The organism is Microbulbifer mixtoriginis (SeqCode) (assembly GCF_052466765.1).
Map to the genome: position 1 here is coordinate 3,054,600 of NZ_CP174289.1, position 17,068 is coordinate 3,071,667.

The following is a 17,068-nucleotide window of genomic DNA, read 5'->3' on the forward strand; positions in this document are numbered from 1 at the left end:
TCTCATTATTCGAAGGGTGGGGCGGGCCCACTCAGGAAAGGATAGGGTGAGTATGGCGAAGGGCGGAGCCGCGTTCCTCCTCCCCATAGAGGGGGGGAGGGGCTGACCGGGGGGATTTAGAGCAGGAGTAACAAGTTTCGGGAACTGCTCAAATAGAGATGTGCAGAAATCCTGCGGTGGAGTTTTGCGCACATCCTTGTGCCTCGACTTGCAGTTATTCCTATGGGCGGTCCTGCACCGAGCGCAGCATTTGTTCGGCCAGGGTAATCGCTTCCTGGCGGTCTTTGACATCCAGCTTTTGGTAGAGGCTGCGGATGTGGGTTTTGATGGTACTCGGCGCCACTTTGAAGTGCCTGGCGATACGCTCGTTCGAAAGGCCTGAATGAATAGCGTTTAAAACCTGCCACTCCCTTGGAGTGAGTGGTGAGTGACGCAGAAAATCCGGTACCGCGTCGCTGGCGAGAATCTCGCGAATAATAGTGTCGTCCAGCTCAATACGAATGCCACCGTCCAACTCCGGCTGTTGCTGGGCGAGTTTAATCAGTACTTGGGCCTTGTCGGTGGATGCCTCATCCAAGCCCCGTTCCAGCGCAGCCTTGAGAATCACAATCAGGGGTTTGCCAATTTGTAGAAAGCTGGCGCGAAATCCTCTACCTGCGGCCAGCAGTAGTGCCTCGCTAATGGCCTCCACGGCCTCACCGTACTGTTCGCGCAGCCACAACAGGTGGGATTCCAGCACACGGTTGCGCAGGCAATCGGTGATTAAATGACACTCTTCCGCGACCTGTTGCAGGCGGCTCAGCAGGCGATTGGCGTCGGACCAGCGGTGCAGTTCAATCAGTGCGCGCACATGGTTGCGGCCGTGGCACTGTTCAAAGTGATTACTGGGCCTGTCCGCAACTGGCGCAGCTTGCTCCAACCAGCTGGCAATGGCTTGTTGGTTGTCCAGGGCGCGCCAGGTGCGAATACGCGCGGCATCGGCATTGGCAACCCAATCGCGGTGGTAGCGCCCATCTGAGAGTAAGCGGTCGATGCGGGCCAGCCACTCCAGCGATTCCTCTTTTTCTCCGCGCGCCTGGGCGAGCTTCAGCAGCAGCGTGTATTCCGGTAGTAGCCAGTGTTCACCTACCTTGCGGTTGATCTGCATGCCCCGCCGGGCCGAGTGCTCGGCGCTCTCCAAATCCCCCTTTTCCCACTGCAGCTGTCCGAGCAGGCGGCAGACAAACTCGGCGATGGGCAGGGTGGAGAGGTGGTGTTTTTGCACCAGGTTGGACACCTTTTTCTGCAGTGAGGCAGATTTTTGTAGAAGCCCCTGGGCGAAGGCGATCTCACTCTGTTGGCAGATAGCCCAGGCGGCACTGGGAATATCTCCTTCAGCAATAGCCAGGGCCTCCACCTCCAACATATGGGTCGCGGCGGGCTCTAATGCGCCCAGGCAAAAACTGGTCTCACCGGTGACAAGCAGTGCCGAAATCCGCTCGCCTAGTTGGTTGGGCTGTAAAAGTCCCAGGGCCTCTTCGGCATACTCTTTGGCCTGCAGGGTCTGGCCGCGAGCGATGGCCACCTGGGCGCGCATGGTGGCGAAGGCCCCTTCAAACTGGCGCCATTGCTGTGGGTCCTGCCGTTGCAGCCAGCTCTCGGCGGTGGCGAGCATTTTTTCGCACTGGTCGTATTCAAAATTCTCCCGCGCCATTTTTGCCGAGAGCAGGGTGAAGCGCGCACTCTGCTGCAACGCCTCACTGCCGAGCCATTCCAGGCAATCACGCAACAAGCGCGATTGCCCGCCGCGCAGCAGTATTTCTCCCTGGCTATCGAGCAGCTGACACAGGCGCTCGCGGTCACTGCCAGCGAGGGCATGGCGCAGGGCTTCCACCGGTTGTTCCATTTCTTGCCAGGAATCACAAGCGAGAGCGTGCAGGTGCAACAGCTGCTCTCGATTGGTGAGCTGGCGCTGCAGGAAGCGGGCGAAGACTGGGTGGAAGCGGAACCACTGGCGACTGGAGTCCTGTGCCTGCAGGAAGAGTCCGCGCCGCGCCGCTTCTTCCAGCAGTTGTTGGCCATCGTCGCGGCCACTCAGGCGTTCCGCCAGCTGGGCATTGACACGGGTGAGGATCGAAGTGCGCGCGAGTAACTCGCGCAGCTCTGGCTCCAGCCTTTCCAGCACTTCTTCGGCCAGATAGTCGAGGATATGGCTGTGGCCCTGTTCCAGTTCCGTCAGGTAGCGGTCTACTTCTTGGCGATCGCGCACCGACAGGGCGAACAGTTGTACCGCCGGTGGCCAACCCTCGCTCAGGTGGTGCAGTTGAGCGGCGCGGTCGCCATCGAGATTAAATGGCAAGCGCTGCTTGAGAAGACGTGCGATCTCTTCGGTATTCAGGGCCAGTTGATCGCTGCCCAGCTCTAATAGGCGGCCTTGTACGCGCAGGGTGGCTAGCCCCAGGGGCGGCTGGCTGCGGCTGGTGAGAAGGACCCCGACGCCTGGCGGTGCGTGGCGCAACAGGAAGCGAGTGACGCTGTGCACTGCCTGGTTGTCGATATGGTGGTAGTCGTCGAGCACTATGCGCAGTTCGCTGGGCAAGCTGCGCAGTTCACCCAGCAGATGACTGATGACAGTTGTTGGATCCGGACTTTGTGGCGCCGCCAATAAGCGACAGGTTTGCGGTACGCCATTGCCGGTAGCGCGATGCACGCTTTCTACCAGATAGCGACAAAACTGGTTCGGTTCATTGTCGCTGGCATCGAGGGTATACCAGGCCATTGGATTTTCCTGCGCCGAGGCCCAGGAAGTGACCAGCGTGGTTTTACCGTAGCCCGCCGGTGCCGTCACAAGCAGCAGCTGGTCGCTGTGGCTGTCGTCGAGCAGTGCCAGTAAGCGCGGGCGCACCAGGGTATGCTCGGGGCAGTCCGGCAGGCTGTATTTAGAAGTTAAAAGCATCGCTGCGGGCAGGATTGTTTTAAATGTCTGATTTTTATACAGGGATATTATGCACTAGCAGAGCGCTTTTGTGACAGATTTGCGCTGAGGATAGGACGACTTGCTGGATTCTCTTTGGCTAATACTAGAAGTGGCTTTGCTTATGACGGTATATTGATCGGCGGATCCAGTCAGTCTTACCGATCCAGCCCAAAGAGACAAAACCATCAGAAAGAGACCCTGCGGCCAGTTTTTGGCTTGCGATGTCCGGTGTCAGGAACACATCCCTGTGTTCACCGAGACCGGCGTAGAGCTACCCGACAGCGTTATCTGCTTTCCCGGCTGACATTCGTTGCCGTAATACACGAACGTTTGTACGCAGTGGGGGATTCTTGGATCACTGGATTATGAAAAAACAGAGTTATTTCCGAAAAAAATTTGGTGAATAACTGATGCCGTCAGGGAGGTAGGTGCGGCTTCGACAGCAATAATAAAAAAGAGGGAGTTATGGCCGATATTGTGGTTTTGGCAGCGCCGGCTGTGGATGCCGCACACAGGAACTGTGTAAAGCACTTGTTTTCCATGCTCAGGGAAAACCTGGGTGACGACTGGGCGCGCCTTCATTGCGATACTTTTCCTACTGTGGAAGCACTGCCTGGTAATACCCAGCGAGTATTTGAAGATATGCGCAAGTGCGAGGTGGATAGTCTGCGCGCGCGCAAATTCCTGCTCAACACCCTGGCTGAGAACTCGGCGCAATTGGGGGATATCCATAGCCGTAGTGGTCTCTACGAGAGGACCCAGACAGCCATTTATCAAACTCTACAAAAGGCTGCAGCCGCCGCTGGCGATTGCGCTCCGGTGTTGCTTATCAGTCATTCGGCCAGCTGTATTAGCTTGTCCAACTATTTGTGGGATGCCCAGCGGCCCAGCGTTAACCACGGTGTCTGGCGCGATGGCGGGCCAGCCGAGGTGCGCAAGGGCTCCGCGCGGGAGCGCTTTTTACGCCTGAAAACGCTCAGCCATTGGTATACCCTCGGGGCCGGCACGCCGCTGTGGTTTGGGGCCAAGCAGCGCGATCAGATCCAGGCGGTGGCTACGGCCTCCCGCGGGTATCAATTCCGCTGGAAAAATTTCTATCATCCGAATGACCTGCTCGGCTGGCCTCTTAAGCCTCTCAGCCCCAGTTACAACCAAGCGGTATTTCGGGATTACGCGACAAGGCCACTGTCCGATCCAGACAATGCCCTGGCCGGTCCGCAGCTACTGCCACCGGAGGATTACTGGCGCAATGAATTGGTGTGGGAGCAGCTCGGCAAGGACCTGAGCACTCTTCTGCAAAACACCAAGCCGAAGGCAGACGCATCCGCACAGCGATCTCGGCGGGCAGTCGCGGTATAATCGCGGCACTAGCTACTACTCCCGAATCTAGCCACTACTCCCGAATAAGGATGGGTTTTACCATGTCGCTGCAATTTCACTCGGTCCCGGTCACTCCTTTTCAGCAGAATTGCACCCTGCTCTGGTGCGAAGATAGCAAGCGTGCCGCAGTGGTGGATCCGGGTGGCGACCTCGACAAAATTCTGGCGGCTGCGCAAGAGCGCGGGCTCAACATTGAGAAAATCCTGCTTACCCACGGTCATCTGGATCACGTGGGTGGTACTGCGGCGCTCTCTAAACAATTGCAGTTGCCGGTTGAGGGCCCCCATGAGGGCGATGGTTTCTGGATCGAGCAGTTGCCGGTGCAGGCGCAGATGTTCGGTTTTCCCTCAGTGGAGGTGTTCACCCCCGATCGCTGGTTGCAGCAGGGTGATACCGTGACTGTCGGCGACCAGGAGCTGGAGGTGCATCACTGCCCTGGCCATACCCCGGGACATGTGATCTTTTTCCATCGTCCGAGCAAGTTGGCACTGGTGGGCGATGTGCTGTTTGCTGGTTCTATTGGCCGCACCGATTTCCCCCAGGGGGATCACGACACTTTGATTCGTTCGATCACCGAGCGCCTGTGGCCACTGGGTGACGATGTACGCTTTGTCCCGGGTCACGGTCCTATGTCCACTTTTGGTCAGGAGCGTCAGACCAATCCGTTCGTCGCCGATAAACGTTTCGGCTGATAGGTGGTACCGGCAAAACAATAATCTATCGGGAGCCCCTTCCCATGCCTATAAAGCTGAGTGTTTTCCTGTTGACACTGGCCACTGCTATTAGTGGTTGCGCTGTTATTTCCGAGGCGGATTGCCGCAGTGGGCTCTGGTATGAGCGCGGCCTACATGACGGCGCCCGCGGGCGCTCCCAGGCGCTGGTGTACGATATCGCCAAGGAATGCCAAAGTTACGAAATCTATGTGGACAGCGAGGCTTGGTTGCAGGGCCACGAAGAGGGCGTGGAACAATTTTGTACCGCTGAAAATGGCTACGCTCAGGGACGTCAGGGGCGAAAATATGAGGGCGTATGCACTGGGCCCACCGCAGATATTTTTTTGCAGAATTACCAGCGTGGCCTGGCCGACTATCGCGTAGCGCAGGAGTATCGCGATTTATTGTGGCGTCGGGATAATTTAGAACGTGAGCTTTACTCCCTACATCAGGCCCTTAGGCACAGTGATAGCGACAACCAGAGGCGTGCGCTTTACTTCCAGCACAGCCGACTCGAATGGGAGTTGCGCATGTTGGATTTAGAACTGCACCGCTATGGCCTTTTCGGCCCAGACTATTTCACGCCGGGTTTTTATCCGCGCGGCTTTTTTTCATCCGGTTTTTTTTACTGGTGAATTTAGTGGGCTGATATGGCAAGTCAATTCAGTCATTTCCCCCGACCCCAGTTTGGATTTTCAAGAGAGTTATTCCCATGGCAATTTGGCACGTTACTCCCACCCTGGAAGAGATTAACCGGGGCACCGCCCAGTGTATGCCCGGGTATCTGGGCCTGGAGATTACCGCAATCGGTGAGGATTACCTGGAGGGCAAGTTGCCGGTGGATCATCGCACTCGCCAGCCGTTCGGTATTCTACATGGCGGTGCCAATGTGGTGTTGGCGGAAACCCTGGGATCTATCGGTGCCAATCTGCTGGTGGATACCAGTAAGTTTTACTGCGTTGGCCAGGAGATTAATGCCAATCATCTGCGTCCTGTGCCGGAGGGTGAAGTTACTGGCCGGGCCAAGCCGGTACATATCGGGCGCACCAGCCAGGTGTGGGAAATTCTGATTTACGCCCCCAATGGCAAACTGAGTTGTATCTCCCGAATTACCATGGCAGTTGTGGCTCATGCTGCTGGGTAAACTTTACCGGGTTTTATTGAGGCGGTTTTTATGAGTGAAGTGCGGGAATATTTTTTTGAAGATATTCCCTACCGCTTGGTGCGTTCGGCAAGGCGCAAGCGCCTGGGTCTGGTATTGGCTCAATCCGGCGTGGAAGTTCGTATTCCTCAGCGCTGCGCTGCCCGCCACGGCCATCAGTTTTTGCAGGAAAATATCCAGTGGGTACGCGCCCAATTGCTCGCTGCCAACCAGCGTGCGGCACAGGTGCCACAATATCGGTTTGAGTTTGGTGAGCACTTTCCTTGGCTGGGTAAAATGCGCCCCTTGGAGCGCGCGTCTAATCGGGGTGGTGCGGCAATCACCGAAGAGGCCATTCATCTCTATACCTTATCGCCAACCCCCACAGCGCAGCAATTACAGGGGGCCCTACAGCGCCTCTACCAGCGCGAGGCGTTGGCCCTATTAACAGAAAAGTCCCAGTGCTTGGCCGAACAACTGGACTTGCAGTTTTCCACACTGCGAATTCGCCGCACCAAGAGTAAGTGGGGGCACTGCAGTATTCGTGGAGACCTGCAATACAACTGGCTGGTATGCCTGGCACCGGAACCGGTGGTGGATTATCTGGTGGCCCATGAGGTCAGCCATTTGCGCCACCATAACCACGGCCACGATTTTTGGCTGCTGGTTCAAAGTGTTTGCCCCCGCTATAAAGAGCTGCGCCGCTGGCTGCGTGATAACGGCCACCGCCTCACGGTATAGACTTTACCGACAGGTCCCATTGATTTCAGATGTTTTGAATATTCAGTAATTTCCTATGAGCAGAAAACCGCGTTTTATCACTCCGCGTAAGACGGTAAAAAAATCTTTGCCCACCCAGGCAGAAGCCTGCGTGGAAAAATTCAGCCACGATATGCGCGGTCTTGCCCGTGTGGGTAAAAAAACAGTATTTATCGATAACGCCCTGCCTGGTGAAGAAGTGCGTTTTCGTTATAGCGCTCATCGGGCTCGCTTCGATGAGGGTGTTACCAGTGAGATAATTCAGGCTTCGCCACTGCGCTGTGAACCGCGCTGCCCCCATGTGTCCCTGTGCGGGGGCTGCTCCCTGCAACACCTGCAGGCCAATGCGCAAATTGTCGAAAAACAAAAAATCCTGTTGGATCAGCTGGCCCGTTTTGGTGGTATTAAACCTGAGGAAATTTTACCTCCTCTGCTGGCAGAACCTTACGGTTACCGGCGCAAGGCGCGTATCGGTATTCGCCTGGTGAAATCGGCAAAAGGTAAAAAACTCGTTTTTGGTTTTCGCAAAAAGCGCAGCAACGATTTGACCGATATCGATGAGTGCCATGTTTTGCACCCCTCCATCGCTCAACATATTCCCGCGTTGAAGCAACTGGTGGCGGAGAGCGAGGGGCGCGCGCACTTTTCCCAGTTGGAAGTGGCGGTCGGTGATGATGTGGCGGCCTTAGTGTTACGACACCTGCAGCCTTTATCGGAAAGGGATCGACAGCGCTGGCAAGACTTCGCTAAATTATCAGGTATACACATGTATATACAACCTGGTGATGCGGCTTCAATTCAGCCTCTGTGGCCAGAGAATGGCGAGAATTACCTCAGTTATCGTCTGCCGGAATTTGACCTGAGCCTGCACTTCCAGCCGATGGATTTCTTCCAGGTGAATTTCGAGGTCAACCGACAGATGGTGAGCCGCGCTGTGCAGTTATTGGACCCGCAACCCGGCGAGAGGGTGCTGGATCTTTTCTGCGGATTGGGAAATTTCACCCTGCCATTGGCACGCCGCGCCGGGGAGGTCATCGGTATCGAAGGCCTGGGTGCTCTCACTCAAAGGGGCAAGGATAATGCCGAACTTAATGGGCTGAACAATGTGCGCTTTCACACTGCCGACCTGAACGAGGAAATGGTGAAAAAGGCCTGGGCCAGCGACGGCTTCGATAAAATTTTGCTGGACCCACCGCGCGATGGCGCCCTGCAGGCGGTGCGTGGTATCGCCCGCTTTAAGGCGCAGAAAATTGTTTACGTATCTTGTAACCCGGCGACCCTGGCCCGGGATGCGGGGGAATTGACGCAGCTGGGTTTCCGTCTTAAGCAGGCCTGTGTTATGGATATGTTTCCGCAAACAGCCCATGTGGAATCCATGGCGGTATTTGAGCTGGATTCCTAAAGCCATTTATTCAATTTTTTTCCGTCTCTGTGTGTCATTTAAAAAGTCCTGAGGAGCGGAGGTAAAGCAGTTTTACCTGATGCCAGAGCAGTGGCCTGTGCGTTGGTGCGGGGGGCAAACTGGCGTAAACTGCTGGCAAACTAATCAAGCGAAGATGTTATGCAAAGCGAACCCTTAACTGATGATTTTGAAGAAAACTGCGCACGTTTTTTGCCAGAGGCTGCCGAACAGGGCTGCGTCTGGGCGCTGCAGGGGGAAGAGGGCTTTGCGTTGTGCGAATCCGAAAAGCGCCCACAGACCGAGGTGATGCCCTTTTGGTCCCAGCGGGAATTTGCCCAGGCACACTGTGAGGGCGATTGGGCGGATTACCAGGCGGTAGCTATCGACCTGGAAGAATTTATGGATGACTGGCTCACCGGTATGCACGAGGATGTCCTGCTGGTGGGGCTGAACTGGAACAATGAGCTGGACGGTGTGGAGCTGGAACCCATCGACCTGCTGGAGCAATTGGAGCAGGAGCTGCAATAAGCTGCGCCATAGTGCCCCACCCAGCGGATAAAAATTAAACAACGGGGTGTCCTAATGGAGCAGTTTCTCGGCCTGAGTACAGTAATTTACGGTGTAACAGATATTGCAGAGGCCCGTGCCTGGTATGCGCAGCTGCTGCAGAAAGAACCCTATTTCGATAGCGATTGCTATGTGGGTTTTCATCTCGGCCATTGTGAACTGGGCCTGAATCCGGATGCGCGCAGCGCGATCAGCCGCGCGGATGGGGTGATCGCCTACTGGGCGGTTGCGGATATGGCCGCACAGGTCGAGCGTCTTGGAGCCATGGGTGCGCGACAACACAGCGATGTGGTGGATGTTGGCGAGGGCGTACTGATGGCGAGTTTTCTCGATCCTTACGGCAATATTATTGGCTTGATTGAGCAACCCCAGGCCGTGTCGGAGGATTCGAACCAGTAAACGGAGCAGTCCCCGTGAACAAACCACCAGTTTCCAGTTTTCGAAAATCTCCTGATAGCTTTGCCGCAGAGAGCCTTGCCCAAATTGGCCGGGGCTATGTGGCGCCCGACAGAGTCGCACTGATTACGGGCTGTTCCAGTGGTATTGGCCGCGAGCTGGCCCTGGCTTTGCACCGCCGCGGCACAATTGTTATCGCCACCGCGCGGCGCCCGGAAAGTCTGCAGGAATTGGCGGATCTGGGTATCGCCACCGAAGCTCTGGATGTTAATAGCCAGGCAGATATTAACCGGGTGCTACACGCTCTCAAGGCCGCCTACGGTCGTCTGGATATATTGATCAACAACGCCGGTTACGGGCAGATGGGCCCACTGATGGAGCTGGATACCCGCTCCCTGGAAAATCAATTTCGCACCAATGTATTTGCACCGCTGGCACTGGCGCGCGCTAGTGTGCCGTTGATGCGCTCGTGCAAGAGTGCTGTAATTTGTAATATCGGTTCCGTATCCGGTGTTTTGGCTACCCCTTTCTCTGGGGCCTACTGCGCTTCCAAAGCGGCCCTGCACACACTCTCGGAAGTCTTGCGCCTGGAACTAAAACCTTTTGGGATTCGCGTTATGACGGTACAGCCTGGGGCTATTGCCTCGGAGTTCGGCCGCCACGCGGAAGTATCATTGCGCGGTCTCTTGCCCCCAGATTCAATGTATAAGCGCCAGGAAGAGGTGGTACGCGCCCGAGCACAGGAATCTCAACAAAATGCCACCCTGGCCAGTTCTTTGGCACGTAAGTTAGTACGTGAACTACTATGTAAACGGCCGCGCACACTGGTGCGTATCGGCAATCGCAGCCGCCTGTTGCCCTGGCTTGCGCGCTGGTTACCGCATAAATTGCGGGACTGGATTTTATTGCGCCGTTTCAAGTTAAACCGTTTGGCGCACAAGGTATAAGAGAGGCTTAGGGCTGCCTCCCCGGTGTTTTTCATTTGAGTGATTAATTACTTTTCTGCTCGATGCATTACTGGAAATTATCCACTTAAAATTTTTACGCATTAACTAACAGTCGCGCCTGTGATTCAGCCAGTCCTTCACTTCTGAAAAACTACCGCGAAATAGGATAGGGCTGTCACGCTTTTCCATCAGGTGGTTGTAACCACCATCGTAATATTCTCGCAATAAACACATCACCAGTGGAATATAGGCCTCACTGTTTCCACTCTGTTGTAATTCTCGATTTGCATCCATAAGTTGTGCATCCAATATTTGATGGCGTAATCCACCGAGGCGCTTGCGGATTTTACTCAGGTTGTTGCGCAGTTCTTCTCCCAATGTCGTTGCGGAGGAGTTGTCAGCAGTTTTAAAGCGCGGCAGGGCCTCGCAAACATAATCTTGCACAATACGCCGGGCTCGTTGCTCCAGCGGCTCCTCCACCAGGACTCTGGGAGCGTTTTTCATGGCATTTTGTAATGTTGGGGGCAGGGCACAGCGGCCAATAAGCCGGCTTTCATCCTCGATAAAAACTGGTCCGGTAGCTTGCGACAGCTTGAGTAAATCGATACCCACTTGGTTTTCAAAATCGATTTGAGAAGGCTGATCACAACCCGTACGGCCAAAGCTGGAGCCGCGGTGCCTGGCAATCCCCTCCAGGTCGAGTGCCCGTTCTGCACCCTGAATTAACTCTGTCTTACCACTGCCGGTGTGACCGGCAATAACGATCAGCGGCAGCTCCTGGCTCAGGCCTTCCAGCTGGCTGAGCAGATAGGTGCGCATAGCCTTGTAGCCACCATCAATCAGTGGATAATCAATTCCCACATCTCGCAATAATTGCTGTGTAGTGCGCGAGCGCAGGCCGCCACGAAAACAGTAAAGGTAACCCTGAGGGTGGCGATGAATAAATGTACTCCAAGCGTTGAGCCTATGCTCTACGACTTTATCCGTGGCTAGTTGCCATCCCAAATCAATAGCAGCCTGTTGCCCCTGCTGTTTGTACTCGGTACCAATTAACTCCCGTTGTTGGTCGTCTAATAACGGGTAGTTTTCTGCATGGGGAAATGCTCCGCGCTGAAACTCCACCGGTGCTCGTACATCCATCAGCGGAATATCGTGTAGGAATAGATCACGGTAATTCGTAGTATTTTTGCGCAAGGAGGGTCTCCAATATTGCTGTGGAGAGCTTCACTCATTAATGAGGGCTGACCACTCTGAGGCTCTTATAGAGTTAATCAAAGAAACTTTGGTCGATTGTAAGGCTTTTGCTTGTTTGTACGCCAATCCACTTTAGCGCTTAACCGAATAAAATGGCTCCAGGGTATGTCACCACCAATAATTGAGGAGCTAGTAGAGTATTAGTCGCGAATACTTGTGGCTAATTAGCTGAAGGTGTATGTAACGCTTTAGGTTAATTTAGGGCAGGGCCCTTTATGCTCAATTAATAAATAAGAAGAAAAGATATGGTTAGTAATAGGGTGAGAATTTCAATAGGGAGCAGTTATTAATAATTTGGTATCCGTTATGGTTTGGATATCATAATTTTTGGTGAAATTTGACGCCACTAAAATACCTGGGCAGAAAATATCTCCAGATATTCCAATATTTTTATCTAATTTTACACTTTGCCCTATTAGCATAAGTCCAATTAAAATTTCCCTTAATCGTAATAAGAAATATAGATTTCCTATTGGTCCATAAAACTATTGGAAGATTGCTCTCGACTTCCATTGAAACCGAGCCATTGAACTTGGTTGGCGCAAATTATGCCTCTAAACGATCAGTGAAGAGTGGTCTTCCGGCGCCTTTATTCCCGTCAATACCTTATCCTTGTATACCCTGAATGAGTTGCCCCGTGGAATTCTTCACGAGTGCTTCATTCAGGAAATACGTATTTATGACCCTAGATCAGTTGCTTATTCTAATCATTATCGCGATTACGATAGCGCTGTTTATCTGGGGGCCTTGGCGCCACGATATGGTGGCGCTCTCTTCCCTGCTCGCTTGTGTGTTTTTTGGATTAATTCCCCCTGAAAAAGCATTTACTGGATTTGGTCATCCGGCAGTGGTCACTGTGGCCTGCGTGCTGATCCTCAGTCGTGGCCTGCAGAATACCGGAGCTATGGGAGCCCTGGCCCAACGGGTAGTGCCTCGAAGCGGCAATATCACAGTATCAATGTTACTCCTGACTGGGCTCGGTGCTCTTTTATCAGGGTTTATGAACAATGTGGGGGCTTTGGCGCTGTTGATGCCGGTAGCGGCGGATATGGCGGAAAAACAGGGCCTGGCCCCGGGTAAGGTGCTAATGCCCTTGTCTTTCGCCACGATACTCGGTGGCATGACTACCCTGATTGGCACGCCGCCAAACTTGGTGGTCTCCGGTTTCCGCGACAGCGCCGGGGCCGGCAGTTACGGCATGTTCGATTTCACCCCGGTGGGTTTGGCAGTGACCCTGGTTGGCCTGCTCTTTATCGGTCTGCTTGGCTGGCGCCTGGTGCCTGGTCGCGGCCAAGCGGGTGCATCCAGTTTCGATACCGGGACCTACCTCACCGAGGCACTGGTTGGGGAAAAGAGCGCGGCAGTGGGTAAGAGCCTGGGTGAAATTGGCAAGGTATTGGGGGCTGAGGATGCACAGGTAGTCGGGTTGGTACAAAGCGATGCTCGGGTAGCGGCAGTAGCGCCCTGGCAGCGGGTGCAAAGCGGGGACATTCTGGTAATCGAGGCAGAGCCCGCATCCTTAGCAGCGAGTCTTACCAGGCTTGGACTCACCATGGTTGGTGGGGCTGAGACAGAAAAAGACAAGAAAGTGGTTGTACAGCTAGGAGGGGCAAAGCCGCTGCAGGACGAGGATTCTCGGGATAAGAGTAAGGATAAGAGCGTCCCCGCCGGTGAGGAAATGCAGTTGCGCGAACTGGTTGTAATGCCCAATTCTATTTTGGTGGGGCGCTCAACTCAGTTTTTACACCTTTCGACCAACTACCAGATTAATCTGCTGGCCCTCTCCCGGCGCGGACGCCGATCGGTGAAGCGCCTGCGTTCTACGCCGTTGCAGGCGGGCGATGCCCTGCTGATGATGGGTCCCGATAACCATCTCAATAGGTTTGCCCGGGAACAGGGCTGCGTGCCTCTGGCTCAGCGGGATATCGGCATGCCGAACAAGGAGAAGGCTGTCATTGCCCTGCTTGCTATGGCATTGGGAGTTGCGGGTGCAGCCTTTGGCCTGGTCCCCGCAGCGGTCTCATTTGCTACCTGCGTGCTGGCTTTTATGGCACTCAAGGTTGTGCCGCTGCGAAACATTTACGAGGCCTTGGATGGCTCTGTGATTGTTTTGTTGGGCACATTGATTGCCGTGGCCGAGGTGATGGAAAGTACAGGGGCGGCGGACTTGGTGGCACAGGTGCTGCTGGATAGTTTGGCTCAGGGTAGTTCGGTATTGGCTCTGGTGTTGATATTGATCGTTACCATGACATTGTCGGACTTTATGAACAATGTGGCTACTGCGGCGGTGATGTGTTCAATTGCCATTAGTACCGCTGAACAACTGGCGGTGAATCCGGACAGCTTTCTAATGGCTGTGGCCATCGGCTCATCCTGCGCTTTTCTAACCCCGGTGGGCCACCAGAACAATACCTTGATTCTGGGGCCGGGGGGGTTCGATTTTGGTGATTATTGGCGCATGGGGCTGCCTCTGGAGATACTGGTGGTGCTTGTAAGTATCCCCATGTTGCTGTGGGTATGGCCGCTCTAAGCTCAGGCGATGGAGTCGTCCACAGGCTGCGCTAATTCCGCAAGATAGTTGCTACAAAAGCGCAGTATATCGGTCACTGTGACGATACCCACCAGTTCTCCTTCGCGCATGACCAGCACCGAGCCGATACCCGTATCGGCCATAGCCATTAGGATTTTATCCAACGGATCGTGGATATCGGCAATAAAGGGCCGGCGCGCGCACAGGTCGTGGACATAGAGTTGTTGCTCTTCCAGTCGGTGTCCGGGGGCGTTGGCCCTTTCGATATCTCCCTTGGAGATGACCGTTTCCAGATCGCCGGCACGGGTTACTGGCAGATGGCGCACCTTGTGCTCTTCCATTAGCGAAAGGGCATCCTCAACGGTGGCATCAATATCGATGTGATAGGGAAACGGCGTCATCAGAGCCGCTAAAGTGGGCATGTGATGAATATTATGGGTATTGGACATAGCGAGCGTCAGGTATCCAATGGTTTTTGGCAATGAGCGCTATAACAAAAGTCAGCGCAATAATTTGCAATTGGCGACTGCGGTTACAATATAGCCAAAATAGGGATGTTTGAATATCCTTTTGTTCAGGCGAATATCCACGCCTTTGTTACATTTTGTTAGCAATAACCGTGAAGATTCCTATTATATTCAAATGATAGAGCGTAAACGGTTGATATTTGTTGGCGAAAGATTATTATTCGCGACCTCAGCCGAGAAATATAATCAGTGTTTCGGGTTCAATACCGGAAAAGGCTGAAGTCGGCTAGCTTTTAATAATGCATTTGCCGAATATATCTAGCGCTGGAGTCGACCGGTGCAAGGGTATCTCGTTTTTCATTCGGCTAATTCGTAATATGCCGAATATAACATCACTTAACCGCCAGTAATCGGCTAGTGGTGCTGTTAACAATTTTGATATTTCGAATAACCGGACTCGACTCTGTGTCGGCCTCCGCCACAGTGTTTTCTCTGTATTTTTAATAACCGTCGTTGAGGTTTATTGAATGTTCCAGGAATACGAACAACTCGAACAGCAAATTGCCGAGCATCAGGCAAGAATCGAAGAACTGCAGGAGCAAATGGCTCAGGCAGAACGCAAAAAAGATGGCGTTATCGCGTTTGATAAGGCACTGGTTAATCTGGCTGCCGAATATCAGATGGAAGAAGAGGAATTCTTCGTTGCACGTGGCCGCCAGGTCGTTGAGTGGCTGGTAGACCAGCTGAATGATGAAGACGCTCCTGACTACGTACAGACTCTTAAGTCTCGCGTTGCCCGTCACCTGAAAAAAGAGGGTGATAGCCCCCGTCGCGGCCGCCGTGCTGCAGCTACTGCGAGCAAGTCTGCAGAGCCCAAGCTGGAAACCGGTCACTACCGCAATCCGTATACCGGTGCCACTGTAGAGAAGAAAAAGCGCAACCCTAAAGCGCTGAGCCAGTGGATCGATGAATACGGTCTGGAAACCGTTAAAGAGTGGAAGATCTAATTCTGCTCAGGTTTCCTATCCAGCATCGGTAATACCGGTGCTGGATAATCTCCACCAGGGTATTCTTTACATTTCTTAAAAATTTAAACGCATTCTCCTGTATTTCATCGAATATGGGTTTACTGCCCCTATATCCTTTGCATAACCTCCAATCATTATTGGATTGAGAGCATCTTCTTGTGTTTACCCGAATTACCAGTCTGCTAATCATTGGCTTTATAAGTTCGCCTTGGGTCAACACTTGGGCGGAAAGCGCGACATCAAATACCAATAGCCAGACCAATAGCCAGGTTATTTATTTGGTGCGCCATGGGGAAAAAGAGCTGGGGCCTAATGCTGGCAAAGATCCACAACTAGCAAAAGCTGGCAAGGCCCGTGCCGAGCAGTTGGCGCGGATACTCAAAGGTGTGGAAATTGATGCGGTATACAGCACCGATTTTACTCGCACCAGGGAAACTGCCCGCCCATTGGCTGAACAGCGAGGTTTGCCGGTACAAAGCTATGATTACCGTAAATTAAAAGAGTTTGCCGTGGATTTGGACCAGGCCGGCGATCGAATCTTGGTCGTTGGGCATAGTAATACTACGCCGGAAATGGTGGCCCTTCTCGGAGGGGAACAAGGTGCTCCAATTAGAGAATCCGATGAATACGATCGCCTCTATATTGTTATTCGTGACCGAGGCCAGGTAACCACTCTGTTACAACGCTACGGTAAGGACAGCAGACAACATCACGTAGCTGAACTTTCGCAAACGCAGTAGCCGATTAGTTGTGTATACGCTAGTCGAGCAGCTCGCGCACAAAATCTCTAACAATCGCCGAGGCCGGTCCGTAGCGGTGCTCGGTGAAAGCATCACCCACACTGCTGGGTTCTAAATTTAACTCCACACTGTGTGCTCCCGCCAGGTTGGCACATTCTACAAATCCGGCAGCCGGATAGACATTGCCGGAGGTGCCAATACTGATAAACAGGTCGCACTGGCTCAGGGCTTCGTAAATCGCCTCCATCTGCAGCGGCATTTCCCCAAACCACACCACATGGGGGCGCAAGGTACCTGATAGTCCACAACAGTTGCAGTGATCGCTAACCAACAGATCCTCCCGCAGGGAAAACAGCTGGCCGCTGCTGCTGCAGCGGGCTTTGAGCAGTTCGCCATGCATATGGATCAGATGATGGCTGCCGACGCGCTCATGGAGGTCATCGATATTTTGGGTAACCAACAAAAATTCCCCGGTGAACTCTTTTTCCAGTTCGGCCAAAGCCTGATGAGCTGCGTTGGGTACTACATCTCCAGATATTAGATGTTGACGACGTTCGTTGTAAAAACGCTGTACCAACTGGGGATTACGCTCAAAAGCTTCGGGGGTAGCGACATCTTCGATACGTTGGTTTTCCCATAGGCCGTCGGCCCCGCGAAAAGTACGGATACCAGATTCTGCGGAGATACCGGCGCCGGTCAGTACCACGATACGTTGATATTGCATAGGAAATAATTTCGTCAAGCTGCTGTGATTAGGGCATAAAAATATATTGGACAGTTTACGGAGA

Annotated in this window: 16 protein-coding genes; 12 read left to right on the forward strand and 4 right to left on the reverse strand. The window is 53.6% G+C overall.

Annotated elements, in window-relative coordinates; translation table 11 throughout:
- Window positions 1–220: 220 nt before the first annotated feature.
- The gene (gene malT, locus ACJJIV_RS13530) at window positions 221–2,935 is read right to left on the reverse strand and encodes an HTH-type transcriptional regulator MalT (RefSeq protein WP_444889282.1); all 2,715 of its coding nucleotides are present in this window, start codon (window positions 2,933–2,935) and stop codon (window positions 221–223) included.
- A gap of 486 nt (window positions 2,936–3,421) precedes the next feature.
- Here malT and ACJJIV_RS13535 point away from each other — a divergent pair, with 486 nt between their 5' ends.
- The 9 genes from ACJJIV_RS13535 to ACJJIV_RS13575 all read left to right on the forward strand — a co-directional run bounded on the left by ACJJIV_RS13535 (window position 3,422) and on the right by ACJJIV_RS13575 (window position 10,261).
- Entirely contained in the window at window positions 3,422–4,315 is an 894-nt protein-coding gene (locus tag ACJJIV_RS13535) for a hypothetical protein (protein ID WP_444889283.1), read from the forward strand.
- A 62-nt stretch (window positions 4,316–4,377) separates the two neighbouring features.
- Entirely contained in the window at window positions 4,378–5,028 is a 651-nt protein-coding gene (locus ACJJIV_RS13540) for an MBL fold metallo-hydrolase (protein ID WP_444882889.1), read from the forward strand.
- 44 nt (window positions 5,029–5,072) lie between these two features.
- The gene (locus tag ACJJIV_RS13545; protein ID WP_444889284.1) at window positions 5,073–5,684 is read left to right on the forward strand and encodes a DUF2799 domain-containing protein; all 612 of its coding nucleotides are present in this window, start codon (window positions 5,073–5,075) and stop codon (window positions 5,682–5,684) included.
- A gap of 77 nt (window positions 5,685–5,761) precedes the next feature.
- On the forward strand, window positions 5,762–6,193 hold the full coding sequence (locus ACJJIV_RS13550) for a hotdog fold thioesterase (protein ID WP_152455066.1): 432 nt from the start codon (window positions 5,762–5,764) through the stop codon (window positions 6,191–6,193).
- A 30-nt stretch (window positions 6,194–6,223) separates the two neighbouring features.
- Complete coding sequence (locus ACJJIV_RS13555) at window positions 6,224–6,931, forward strand: M48 family metallopeptidase (protein ID WP_444889285.1); 708 nt, start codon at window positions 6,224–6,226, stop codon at window positions 6,929–6,931.
- A gap of 55 nt (window positions 6,932–6,986) precedes the next feature.
- Window positions 6,987–8,351 (forward strand): 23S rRNA (uracil(1939)-C(5))-methyltransferase RlmD, encoded by a 1,365-nt coding sequence (gene rlmD, locus ACJJIV_RS13560; protein WP_444889286.1) that lies wholly within the window; start codon window positions 6,987–6,989, stop codon window positions 8,349–8,351.
- 159 nt (window positions 8,352–8,510) lie between these two features.
- Window positions 8,511–8,879, forward strand: a complete 369-nt coding sequence (locus ACJJIV_RS13565; protein ID WP_444889287.1) for a DUF2750 domain-containing protein — start codon at window positions 8,511–8,513, stop codon at window positions 8,877–8,879.
- Window positions 8,880–8,933: 54 nt separating this feature from the next.
- Window positions 8,934–9,317 carry a VOC family protein gene (locus tag ACJJIV_RS13570; protein WP_444889288.1) on the forward strand — a complete coding sequence of 128 codons (384 nt, stop codon included), beginning with the start codon at window positions 8,934–8,936 and terminating at the stop codon, window positions 9,315–9,317.
- 14 nt (window positions 9,318–9,331) lie between these two features.
- Window positions 9,332–10,261, forward strand: coding sequence for an SDR family oxidoreductase (locus ACJJIV_RS13575; RefSeq protein WP_444889289.1), 930 nt, complete (start codon window positions 9,332–9,334; stop codon window positions 10,259–10,261).
- 105 nt (window positions 10,262–10,366) lie between these two features.
- Here the strand turns inward: ACJJIV_RS13575 and mnmH are convergent, their stop codons facing one another.
- Window positions 10,367–11,455: a tRNA 2-selenouridine(34) synthase MnmH gene (gene mnmH / locus ACJJIV_RS13580; RefSeq protein WP_444889290.1), complete on the reverse strand. Its 1,089-nt coding sequence runs from the start codon at window positions 11,453–11,455 to the stop codon at window positions 10,367–10,369.
- Window positions 11,456–12,194: 739 nt separating this feature from the next.
- Here mnmH and ACJJIV_RS13585 point away from each other — a divergent pair.
- Window positions 12,195–14,045 (forward strand): SLC13 family permease, encoded by a 1,851-nt coding sequence (locus ACJJIV_RS13585; RefSeq protein ID WP_444889291.1) that lies wholly within the window; start codon window positions 12,195–12,197, stop codon window positions 14,043–14,045.
- 2 nt (window positions 14,046–14,047) lie between these two features.
- Here ACJJIV_RS13585 and ACJJIV_RS13590 read toward each other — a convergent pair whose 3' ends face one another.
- On the reverse strand, window positions 14,048–14,494 hold the full coding sequence (locus ACJJIV_RS13590) for a CBS domain-containing protein (protein WP_444889292.1): 447 nt from the start codon (window positions 14,492–14,494) through the stop codon (window positions 14,048–14,050).
- 545 nt (window positions 14,495–15,039) lie between these two features.
- On the opposite strand from ACJJIV_RS13590, the gene ACJJIV_RS13595 reads away from it, so the two are divergent.
- Window positions 15,040–15,519, forward strand: coding sequence for a DNA binding protein (locus ACJJIV_RS13595; RefSeq protein ID WP_252083443.1), 480 nt, complete (start codon window positions 15,040–15,042; stop codon window positions 15,517–15,519).
- 179 nt (window positions 15,520–15,698) lie between these two features.
- Window positions 15,699–16,280 (forward strand): SixA phosphatase family protein, encoded by a 582-nt coding sequence (locus tag ACJJIV_RS13600; RefSeq protein ID WP_444889293.1) that lies wholly within the window; start codon window positions 15,699–15,701, stop codon window positions 16,278–16,280.
- A gap of 19 nt (window positions 16,281–16,299) precedes the next feature.
- On the opposite strand, the gene cobB is transcribed toward ACJJIV_RS13600, so the two are convergent.
- Entirely contained in the window at window positions 16,300–17,004 is a 705-nt protein-coding gene (cobB, locus tag ACJJIV_RS13605) for a Sir2 family NAD+-dependent deacetylase (protein WP_444889294.1), read from the reverse strand.
- Window positions 17,005–17,068 lie beyond the last annotated feature (64 nt).

Bases quoted from the DNA above. Each gene is read 5' to 3' on its own strand.
- cobB (WP_444889294.1), bottom strand. From the start codon at position 17,004: ATGCAATATCAACGTATCGTGGTACTGACCGGCGCCGGTATCTCCGCA.
- ACJJIV_RS13570 (WP_444889288.1), top strand. From the start codon at position 8,934: ATGGAGCAGTTTCTCGGCCTGAGTACAGTAATTTACGGTGTAACAGAT.
- ACJJIV_RS13545 (WP_444889284.1), top strand. From the start codon at position 5,073: ATGCCTATAAAGCTGAGTGTTTTCCTGTTGACACTGGCCACTGCTATT.
- ACJJIV_RS13550 (WP_152455066.1), top strand. From the start codon at position 5,762: ATGGCAATTTGGCACGTTACTCCCACCCTGGAAGAGATTAACCGGGGC.
- ACJJIV_RS13540 (WP_444882889.1), top strand. From the start codon at position 4,378: ATGTCGCTGCAATTTCACTCGGTCCCGGTCACTCCTTTTCAGCAGAAT.
- ACJJIV_RS13535 (WP_444889283.1), top strand. From the start codon at position 3,422: ATGGCCGATATTGTGGTTTTGGCAGCGCCGGCTGTGGATGCCGCACAC.
- malT (WP_444889282.1), bottom strand. From the start codon at position 2,935: ATGCTTTTAACTTCTAAATACAGCCTGCCGGACTGCCCCGAGCATACC.
- rlmD (WP_444889286.1), top strand. From the start codon at position 6,987: ATGAGCAGAAAACCGCGTTTTATCACTCCGCGTAAGACGGTAAAAAAA.
- ACJJIV_RS13590 (WP_444889292.1), bottom strand. From the start codon at position 14,494: ATGTCCAATACCCATAATATTCATCACATGCCCACTTTAGCGGCTCTG.
- ACJJIV_RS13565 (WP_444889287.1), top strand. From the start codon at position 8,511: ATGCAAAGCGAACCCTTAACTGATGATTTTGAAGAAAACTGCGCACGT.
- ACJJIV_RS13555 (WP_444889285.1), top strand. From the start codon at position 6,224: ATGAGTGAAGTGCGGGAATATTTTTTTGAAGATATTCCCTACCGCTTG.
- ACJJIV_RS13585 (WP_444889291.1), top strand. From the start codon at position 12,195: ATGACCCTAGATCAGTTGCTTATTCTAATCATTATCGCGATTACGATA.
- ACJJIV_RS13595 (WP_252083443.1), top strand. From the start codon at position 15,040: ATGTTCCAGGAATACGAACAACTCGAACAGCAAATTGCCGAGCATCAG.